This is a genomic window from Thermophilibacter sp. (assembly GCF_966187215.1).
Window position 1 is genome coordinate 1 of record NZ_CBIFYV010000074.1, and the last position, 9,643, is coordinate 9,643.

8 protein-coding genes, 1 tRNA gene and 1 pseudogene are annotated in these 9,643 nt (G+C 67.6%); 4 read left to right on the plus strand and 6 right to left on the minus strand.

Annotation, left to right across the window (positions count from 1 at the left end; genetic code table 11):
- Positions 1 to 114: 114 nt before the first annotated feature.
- From ACWTSU_RS06205 to ACWTSU_RS06220, 4 genes are read right to left on the minus strand one after another with little or no spacing between them, the layout of a single operon-like run.
- Entirely contained in the window at positions 115 to 1,146 is a 1,032-nt protein-coding gene (locus ACWTSU_RS06205) for an ABC transporter ATP-binding protein (RefSeq protein WP_455139003.1), read from the minus strand.
- A complete protein-coding gene (locus ACWTSU_RS06210) occupies positions 1,146 to 2,018 on the minus strand; it encodes an ABC transporter permease (RefSeq protein WP_455139004.1) in 873 nt (290 codons plus the stop codon). Before ACWTSU_RS06210 ends, ACWTSU_RS06205 begins: the two co-directional genes overlap by 1 nt.
- Positions 2,018 to 2,959, minus strand: coding sequence for an ABC transporter permease (locus ACWTSU_RS06215; RefSeq protein WP_455139005.1), 942 nt, complete (start codon positions 2,957 to 2,959; stop codon positions 2,018 to 2,020). Before ACWTSU_RS06215 ends, ACWTSU_RS06210 begins: the two co-directional genes overlap by 1 nt.
- A 49-nt stretch (positions 2,960 to 3,008) precedes the next feature.
- Positions 3,009 to 4,154 (minus strand): ABC transporter substrate-binding protein, encoded by a 1,146-nt coding sequence (locus tag ACWTSU_RS06220; protein WP_455139006.1) that lies wholly within the window; start codon positions 4,152 to 4,154, stop codon positions 3,009 to 3,011.
- 322 nt (positions 4,155 to 4,476) lie between these two features.
- Here ACWTSU_RS06220 and ACWTSU_RS06225 point away from each other — a divergent pair.
- From ACWTSU_RS06225 to clpX, 4 genes are all read left to right on the plus strand, one after another.
- Positions 4,477 to 4,563 (plus strand) — tRNA-Leu (locus ACWTSU_RS06225).
- Between the two features lie 49 nt (positions 4,564 to 4,612).
- Positions 4,613 to 5,971, plus strand: coding sequence for a trigger factor (gene tig / locus ACWTSU_RS06230; protein ID WP_455139007.1), 1,359 nt, complete (start codon positions 4,613 to 4,615; stop codon positions 5,969 to 5,971).
- 75 nt (positions 5,972 to 6,046) lie between these two features.
- Entirely contained in the window at positions 6,047 to 6,664 is a 618-nt protein-coding gene (locus tag ACWTSU_RS06235) for an ATP-dependent Clp protease proteolytic subunit (protein ID WP_455139008.1), read from the plus strand.
- A gap of 3 nt (positions 6,665 to 6,667) precedes the next feature.
- Positions 6,668 to 7,981, plus strand: coding sequence for an ATP-dependent Clp protease ATP-binding subunit ClpX (gene clpX / locus ACWTSU_RS06240; RefSeq protein WP_455139009.1), 1,314 nt, complete (start codon positions 6,668 to 6,670; stop codon positions 7,979 to 7,981).
- Between the two features lie 113 nt (positions 7,982 to 8,094).
- Here clpX and ACWTSU_RS06245 read toward each other — a convergent pair whose 3' ends face one another.
- On the minus strand, positions 8,095 to 9,219 hold the full coding sequence (locus ACWTSU_RS06245; protein WP_455139010.1) for a glycosyltransferase family 8 protein: 1,125 nt from the start codon (positions 9,217 to 9,219) through the stop codon (positions 8,095 to 8,097).
- Between the two features lie 215 nt (positions 9,220 to 9,434).
- A pseudogene (locus ACWTSU_RS06250) lies at positions 9,435 to 9,643 on the minus strand (TatD family hydrolase); the annotation flags it as partial.

Sequence of the window (9,643 nt, forward strand, 5' to 3'; positions counted from 1 at the left end):
GCTCCTTTTCTTGTTCGGCCCGCGCTCTGGGGGAGGGGGCGCGCGGGCCTGCGGGGATGAAGGGTGAAGCGCAAGGGGTGGCGAGAAGGACGTCCCTTTCGCCGGGGGACGGCCCTATGCGGCGGCCTCGGCGGGGATGAAGAGGCAGTCGTGCTCGGGGAGGGTGAGCCAGACCGTGTCGAGGTCGTCGAACATGTGGAAGCTGCGGAAGAGCACGTCCACGCGTAGCGTGGTCTCGCCCACGTTGACGGTGTAGCGCAGCACGTTGCCGCGCGGGGTGCTGTCGACCACGGTGCCCCTGACCACGTAGGCGCCCTCGGCGGCCTCGGGCTTCTCGCGGGCGATCCCGATGGTCTCCGGGCGGACGGCCACCACGTTGCCGGCCGGCACGCTCACGCCGGCGAGGCGGGAGAACTCACCGGCGGAGAGCTGGTTGTAGCTGCCGATGAAGCTCGCGGCGAACTCGGAGACCGGGTTGGTGTAGACCTCAACGGGGCTGCCGGCCTGCTCGATGCGGCCGGAGTGGAAGAGCTGGATCACGTCGGACATGACCATGGCCTCGTCCTGGTCGTGCGTGACGAAGATCGTGGTGAGGCCGAGCTCCTTGTGGATCTCGCGGATGCGGGACTGCAGGGCCTTGCGGAGCTTGGCGTCGATGGCGGAGAGCGGCTCGTCGAGCAGCAGCACGGCCGGCTCGGTCACGATGGAGCGGGCGAGGGCCGCGCGCTGCTGCTGTCCGCCGGAGAGGTTGGCCGGATAGGCCCTCTCCTTGCCCTTGAGCTCCACCATCTCGATGGCGGCGGCCACCTTGCTCGCGATTCTGTCCTTGGGGACCTTCTTCATCTTGAGGCCGAAGGCGACGTTTTGCTCGACGGTCATGTTGGGGAAGAGGCTGTACTGCTGGAAGACCATGCCGATGTTGCGCTTTGAGGCGGGCACGTCGGTGACGTCGCGGCCGTCGAGGATGATCCGGCCCTCGGTGACGGTCTCCAGGCCGGAGAGGCAGCGCAGCAGCGTGGACTTGCCGCAGCCGGACGGGCCGAGCAGCGTCACGAGGTCGCCCTGCTGGATGCCGAAGCTGATGTGGTCGAGGACGGTGTTGTCGCCGAAGCGCTTCACCACGTCCTGAAACTCGATGTAAGCCATTATGCCTGCTCCTTAGCGTTGTTCTGGGCGGCGCCCTGCAGCTTGAGGACGAGGGCGGTGACGAGGGCCACCACCACGAAGATCACGACGACGATGGCGCTGGAGAGGCCGCTCGAGACGTCCATGTTGGCCTGCAGGAACACCTGGATGTTCTGGTAGTTGGTGCCGGCGATGTTGTTGGCGAGCACGAAGTCGCCGAAGATGATGCTCTCGGCCAGCAGGCTCGAGACGAGGATGCCGGAGAGGATGTTGGGCAGCACCACCTGCACGTAGGCGCGGAAGCGGCCGCAGCCGAGCATCTCGGCGGCCTGGATGAGCATGCCCGCGTCGATGGAGTTGAGGGCGTTGCGGATGCCCTGGTAGATGTAGGGCAGCACGAGGATCGTGTAGGCTCCGAAGAGCATGAACATGCGGTTGGAGAGGATCGTGCCGGTGCCCGTGTAGAGCGAGATGATGCCGATGGAGAGGATCACGCCCTGCAGCGCGTACGGGATCATGCAGAGGAACTGCATCACCGGGGCCACCTTGCGGTTCACGGCCACGACCACGTACATGGCGAGAAGGATCAGCACGATCGTGATGGCCACGCTCACGAGGCACAGGATGAGCGTGCGCCCGATGGAGGCCCAGAACACGGTGTTGGTGAAGAGCTCCTGGTAGTTGCGCAAGGTGAAGCCCGACGGCAGGATGTCGGTCCACTCCACGAAGAGCGAGTAGACGAGCGTCGCCAGGAACGGGACGAGCAGGTAGGCGGCAACCACGCCGAGGAAGATCTTGCCCGCGAGCGAGGTCTTCTTGACGGGGGCCGTGGCCTTGGCCGCCCTGGCGGCGCGCGGCGCGGCGGCCGCGGCGCTGAGGTTCTTGTCGGCCATCAGACGAGCTCCCTTCCCTTGGCGGAGCGGCGCGTGAAGTAGTTGTTCACGAGCGTGCAGACGACCATGAGGGCGATGAGCACCATGGCGAGCGCGCCGCCGGTGGCCGCGTCGGTCTGGACGTCGCCGCGGAAGCGCGAGGTGATCTGCAGCGCGAGCAGCGCGTAGTTGTTCATCACGAGCGCGTAGGCCGTGGCGTAGGCCGCGAGCGCGTTGGAGAAGAGCACGGAGAGCGTGCCGAGGATCGACGGCATGAGGTTGGGGATGACGATCCTGAACCAGTAGTCGAAGCTCGAGGCCTGAAGGATCGTGGCGGCCTCGCGCCAGGACTTGCGGATGCCGGCGAAGGCGGGGATGAGCAGCAGCGTGGCCAGCGGGATCTGGAAGTAGACGTACATGATCACGAGGCCGTCAGAGCCGTAGAGGTTGAAGTTGGCGAGGAACGGGATGTTGAACTGCTGGCCGATGAGCGTGAGCACGCCCGCGTTGCCCATGAGGATCATGAAGGCGAAGGCCAGCGGCACGCCGGAGAAGTTCGACATCATGTTGAGGACCATCGTGAAGGCGTTGCGCACGCGCGGCGACGCCTCGGAGGCGAAGCGCGCGGCGAGAAACGCCACGACGATGCCAACCACCGCGGAGAGCAGGCTGATCCAGACGCTGTTCCAGATGGACTGCTGATAGAGCGGGGTGGTGAACACGCGGACGTAGTTCTCGAGACCGAGGGACTCCGAGTCGCGGCCGATCACGCTGTCGAGGGCCAGCTGCAGAAGCGGCATGATCTCGAAGAGCGCCACCACCACGACAAAGGGCAGAAGCGCGAGCCAGCCCGCGCGGACGCGGCGGCGCGGGGCCCTGGCCCCGGCGCTGCCCGTGACGGGGGAGGACGCGGACCGTGCGGAGCGCGCGTCCTTCTCGCCGATGCTGACGGTGTTTTCCATAGATGCGGCCCGGACGCGCGCGGCGCCCGGGCCTGCCTCCTTTACGTGACTAGCCGAGGATCGGGATGATGTTCTCCTGGTACCAGGTAATCATGTCCTGGCAGACGCCGCTCCAGACGGACTCGTCGACGGTCTGGACCTGGTCGCCGTACTGCTCGTCCGGCAGGCGCAGCGCGGCCACGTCCTCGGGGAGCTCGACGTCGCGGATCGGGGTGGCGTAGCCGCGGGCGAGGTTGATCTGGCCCTCGTCGGAGAGGATGAACTCGCGCGCGAGGCAGGCCGCGGCCGGGTGCGGCGCGTTCTTGTTGATGATCGTGCAATAGCCGGACTGCACGGAGGCGTCCGACGGGATGTTGACCGAGAAGGACGCATTGGGGTTGTTGGCCATGATCTGGTCGCGGTAGTTGAGGGAGTTGTAGTCCCAGTTGATGCAGACGTCGATCTCGCCGGACTCGATGCGGGCGAGGGAGGCGTCGGAGACGTCGAGGCGGCCGGACTCGGCGAGCTGGCGCAGGAAGTCGTAGCCGGGCTGCATGTCATCGATGCCGCCGCCCAGCGCGTAGGCCGCGGCGAGCACGGCGTACTGGGCCACGGCCGCGGCGGTCACGTCGCCGACGCAGACGTTGTAGTCGCCGTCGAGGAGGTCCTGGAAGCTCGTGGGCGCGCTCGAGACGGTGGAGTCGTTGGACATGAGGGAGATCGTGCCGTAGTAGCCCACGATCCAGTCGCCGTCGTCGTCCTTGGCCCAGTCGGGGATCTCGTCCCAGTAGCTGGTCTTGTACTTGAGCGTGAGCTCCTGCTCCTCGGCCGTGGGGCCCCAGGACTGACCCACGTCGCCGATGTCCTTGGTGCCGTCGACGCCCTCCTCGCGGAACATCGCCAGCTCCTCGGAGGAGGACATGTCCTGGTCGGCGTGGGTGATGCCGTACTCGGCCTCGATGTCCTGCCAGGTCTCCACCCAGTTCGCCCAGGTGTCGGGCATGCCCACGGAGGCGATCTCGCCCTCCTCCTGGGCCTGGGCGATGAGGTCGTCGAGGCTCATGGCGTTGTAGTCGACGTCCGCGGCGGCGGAGGAGCCGTCGTCGCAGCCGGTGAGGCCGAGCCCGGCGACGCAGGCGAGGCTGGCCGCACCGAGCATGCCGAGGAAGCCGCGGCGCGACATCGGGCGCGACGCGTTGGTGACGCTGTTCTTCACGTGATCCCCCTTCGGTTCCTGTGCAAAGGCCGCGGGCTCTTCCCCGCGGTTTTCCGCTGAGCAGTCTACGGACCGTCCGCCGCGTGACGGACGCCGGTCAGGGGATTATGTCAGTCTCCTGATTGTTTCTTACGGGGAGCTGCGCTGTTTCGGCCCTTCGGCTTACAATTGCGCGAATGCGTAAGGACACGAGGGCACGGTCCCTCCGGAAGGGCCAAGGGAGGACAGGCCCCCTTTGACCCGTGCGCGGCATCGCGTGAATTGTCTGCCGCGACGTGGGTACCCTGTAGAAGTTTGCTACACTGACAAGGCTGTGAAGAGCGCGGGCGTGGTGGAACTGGTAGACACGCTGGATTTAGGTTCCAGTGGGGGAGACCCCGTGAAGGTTCGAGTCCTTTCGCCCGCACCAGCGAGAAGGAAGTGGCGGCGCGCCCGCCATCAGAGACACTGGAGGAACGTTGAAGATCACCGTCACCGCTGAGAAGCCCGTCGACAACAAGATGGCCGCCGAGCTGACCATCCCGGCCGCCGAGGTCGACGCCGCCGTCAAGCGCACCTACCGCGACATCGCGAAGAAGTACAACTTCCAGGGCTTCCGCCGCGGCCACGCGCCGCGCCCGGTGATCGACGGCATCATGGGTCGCGAGGCCGTGCTCGCGCAGGCCACCAACGACCTGCTCAACGCCGCCGAGCCGCTGATGCTCGAGGAGCTCGACGTCACGCCGGTCGGCCGCGTGGGCTTTGGCCCCGAGGATGCCGACCCCGACCTCGTCACCGAGGGCTCCGACTACGTGGCGAGCGCCACCATCGGCGTGCGCCCGTCCTGCGAGCTGGAGAGCTACGACGCCCCCGCCATCAACATGCCGCCCGAGGAGGCCACCGAGGCCGAGATCGACTGGCAGGTCAACCAGCTGCTCAGCTACCAGGTCACCTACGAGGACATCGAGGAGGACCGCCCCGCCGCCGAGGGCGACGTCGTCTCCGTGGACATCGAGAACGTCGAGGGCGCCGGCCACCTCGCCGGCAAGAACCGCCTGCTCGCGCTCGACGGCCAGCAGGTCCAGCCGGAGCTCCAGGACGCCATCGTCGGCATGGAGAAGGGCGAGACCAAGGACGTCTCGTGGACCCACGAGCACGAGCACGAGGGCGAGACCCACAGCCACACCTTCAGCCTCAAGGTGACCCTCAACGCCATCAAGCGCCCGGTCACCCCCGAGCTTGACGACGAGATGGCCAAGAAGTACGGCTACGACGACGTGGCTTCCTTCCGCGCCGCCGTCAAGGAGGAGGTCGAGGGCGACAAGAAGACCCAGCTGCCCGCCCTCAAGGAGGACCGCGTGGTCGACGCCCTGGGCAAGCAGCTCAAGCTCGACGAGGTGCCCGCCGACTACCAGAACGAGATCTTCAACGAGCTGGCCTCCGAGTTCCTCGCCCAGCTCCAGCGCCAGAACATCAGCCTCGACATGTACCTGCGCGCCCGCGGCGTCAAGACCGACGACTTCATCGCCGACCTCCACGCCCAGGCCGAGGAGCGCGCCCGCCAGTCGCTCGCGCTCGACGCCCTCGCCGCGCACCTGGGCCTCGAGGCCACCGAGGACGACATCCGCGAGGAGTTCGAGAAGGCCGGCGTCGAGGACGTCGACGCCTCCGTGGAGCAGTGGCGCTCCGAGGGCCGTCTGCCCGCCATCCGCGACTCCATCCGCCGCACCAAGGCCCTCGACTGGCTGGTCGAGAACGCCCAGGTGACGATTGTGGACGAGGTTGCCGAGCGCGCCGCCGCCGAGAAGGACGCCGAGAAGGACGCTGACGCCGAGTAGCCCCTCGCCACCCAACGCTGACGCCCCGGACGGCCCATCCGTCGTCCGGGGCTTTGCTCAAACGAAGGAGCCTCAATGCACAATCCCACCAACATCCCGCTCATCCCCTACGTCGTGGAGCAGACGCCGCGCGGCGAGCGCAGCTACGACATCTACTCGCGCCTGCTCAACGACCGCATCGTGTTCCTCGGCGAGGAGGTCACGCGCGACTCCGCCAACCTCGTGATCGCGCAGCTGCTGCACCTCGAGAGCCAGGACCCCGACAAGGACATCTCGCTCTACATCGACTCGCCCGGCGGCGACGTCTACGCGGGCCTGGGCATCATCGACACGATGAACTTCATCAAGCCCGACGTCTCCACCATCTGCGTGGGCATGGCGGCCTCCATGGGCGCGGCCATTCTCGCCTGCGGGGCCAAGGGCAAGCGCCTGGCGCTGCCCAACTCGATGGTGCTCATCCACCAGCCGAGCTCCGGCGTCCAGGGCCAGCAGACCGACATCCAGATCGTGGCCGACGAGACCCGCTGGATCCGCCAGCGCCTCAACGAGATTCTCTCCGAGGCCACGGGCCAGCCCATTGAGAAGGTCAACGCCGACACCGAGCGCGACAACTACATGCGCGCGTCCGAGGCGCTGGAGTACGGCCTCGTGGACCGCGTCATCACCTCGCGCGCCGACCAGAGCCAGGAGTAGCCGATGCCGACCAACGACCAGGGCCGCACGCCCGACGGATCCGAGATGCGCTGCTCGTTCTGCGGCAAGAGCCGCAGCCAGGTGAGCAAGCTCATCGCGGGCCCGGGCGGGGTCTACATCTGCGACGAGTGCGTCCACGCGTGCTCCGACATGATTGACGAGGCGGACTTCGCCGCCGCGCCCGACCTGGCGGCCGAGCCGGACGACGCCGCGCCCATCAAGAACCTGCCCACCCCGCACGAGATCTACGACGAGCTCTCGCAGTACGTCATGGGTCAGGAGCAGGCCAAGCGCGCCATGAGTGTGGCCGTCTACAACCACTACCGCCGCATCCTCTCGGGCAACGACGAGGTCCCCGAGGGCGAGGAGGACGTCGAGATCGCCAAGAGCAACATCCTGCTTCTGGGCCCCACGGGCACGGGCAAGACGCTGCTCGCGCAGACGCTCGCGCGCTTCCTCGAGGTGCCGTTCGCCATCGCGGACGCCACCACGCTCACCGAGGCCGGCTACGTGGGCGAGGACGTCGAGAACATCCTGCTCAAGCTCATCACCGCCGCCGACGGCGACGTGGAGCGCGCGCAGGTGGGCATCGTCTACGTGGACGAGATCGACAAGATCGCCCGCAAGGCCGAGAACCTCTCCATCACGCGCGACGTCTCGGGCGAGGGCGTGCAGCAGGCGCTGCTCAAGATCCTCGAGGGCACCGAGGCGAGCGTCCCCCCGCAGGGCGGCCGCAAGCACCCCCAGCAGGAGCTCATCCACATCGACACCACCAACATCCTGTTCATCTGCGGCGGCGCGTTCGTCGGGCTGGACAAGATCGTGGCCGACCGCATCGGCAAGAAGGGCATCGGCTTCAACGCCGAGGTGGGCAAGAACGCCGAGAACGACGAGAACTACCTGATGGAGCAGGTCATGCCCCAGGACCTGCACAAGTTCGGCATGATCCCGGAGTTTTTGGGCCGCATCCCGGTGATCACCGCCACGCGCGAGCTCACCGAGGACGACCTCGTGAGCATCCTCACCCAGCCGCGCAACGCGCTGGTCAAGCAGTACCGGCGCATGTTCGAGCTCGAGGGTGTGGAGCTGGTCTTCGAGGACGACGCCCTGCGCGAGATCGCCCGCCAGGCCATCTCGCGCGGCACCGGTGCCCGCGGCCTGCGCGCCATCTGCGAGGCCACGCTGCAGGACACGATGTTCGACCTGCCGAGCGACCTCGACGTGACCCGCGTCATCGTCACCAAGGAGAGCGTCGGCGGGGGAGCGAGCCCCAAGATCGTCACCACCGCGCACGGCAAGCACCGCATCGCCGGCTAGCCGCGCCGCGCTCCGCCACGCGTGTGAGAGGGGGCCGCGTCCCAGGTCGGGACGCGGCCCACTCGTGTTTCTCGCCCCGGCGGGGGCGCGTGGAGTCGGCTGGGACGACGCGGCTAGGTGTTGGTGCCGCCGAGCCGCTGGTAGAGACGGATGAGCGCGTCGCGCCGCCGCGAGCTCGACGGGCACAGGCGGTCGAACGCCGGCATGAAGCCGCGGTAGAGCGCGAGCACCTGCACGCGCTTGGCGAGCCCGGCGGCGGAGGCCCGCGACTCCTCCAGCTGGCCGCGGATCTCGTCCAGATACGGCGAGCTCATCGCGTAGCGCCAGAAGAGGTCCGCGCCGTCCGCGTCCGGATAGAGCCACGGGCGATTGTCGGGGCCCGCGAAGTGCACGATCGCGGGGTCGGCCGCGGCCTCGTCGTACTCGGCGCGCACGTCCGCCGGCGCGTTGGCCACGATGTGGGTGCGGCGCAGGTGCTGCCAGTCCATGAGGTAGTTCCAGCGCATGTGCACGCGCACGTAGCGGCCGTTGACCACCTTGTTGAGGACGTCCTGGTCGAGCCAGCGCCACATCCGCTGCGTCGAGAGCGCCAGGAACTCGTGCGGCGTGACCGTGGCGCGAAGCTGCGCGAGGTTCATCAGCAGCACGCCCGCTTGGAAGTAGTCGTGCGGGTCGTCCATGCCCAGCTCGTCGCGCAGGTACGGCCCCACGGTGGTGTCGTAGCCGTCGATCTGGCCGATGGTGTCGGCGTCGCGCGTGGCGGCCAGCGGGTAGCCGGTGACGTCGGTGTCGAAGAGCTCCGCCACGTCAGCGTTGACCACGAGGTCGGAGTCCAGGTAGATGGCCTTGTCCACGTTGGGGAGCAGCTGCGGGGCGAGCAGGCGGTAGTAGGTCTCGGGGCGGAAGTGGCCGTGGTGGGGCAGCTCGATGTCGCCGAGCGCCGCATCCACGTCCAGAAAGCCGATGCCCACGTTGTCCGCCTTGGTCTGGCGCGTCAACGTGATCATGCTCGCCGGGCTGATGTTGCGGGTGAGCACCACCACGTCGTAGCGGCGGCCCGCGCCGGCGTTCTCCACGATGGACTGCAGCGCCACGGAGAGGTACGGCACGAAGTTCTCGCTGCACGCGAAGACGATCACGATGTCGTCGAGCGGCAGGTCAAGGTCAACGGAGGAGCTCGCCAGCATCGTCGACGAGAGGGGGCTCCCCGCATGGATGGTCTTGCGCAGTGGCTTCATGGGTCCTCGGTTCACGCGTCCGGGCCCCATAACTCTACCATTTCGGGCCGACGCGGGCCCGGCGCGGCACGTCCTCCACTTTGTCTGTAGTTTGGAGCGGAGCGATGAAGTACAGACAAAATCATCGACGCTCTTACCAGCGAGTTTGTGCACAAAACTTTTGTCTGTACTCCGGGGGTGCCGAACAAACTACAGACAAAACCATCCGGGGACGCTCAGCGGAGCAGCTCCCCGGCGTTCTTGGCGAGAAGCGCACGGGCCTCATCGGGCTCCATGCCGCGCGCGGCGGCGATCCCGGCCTCGGCGCGCCCCAGCGACGCCGCGAGCTCGTCCGCGCCGCCTGGCGCGCCGGGCTCCGCGGGCAGGTCGGTCTCCGCGAGCAGGCTTCCCGCCGGCAGCGAGCGCGCGTATGCGCGGCCGCGGC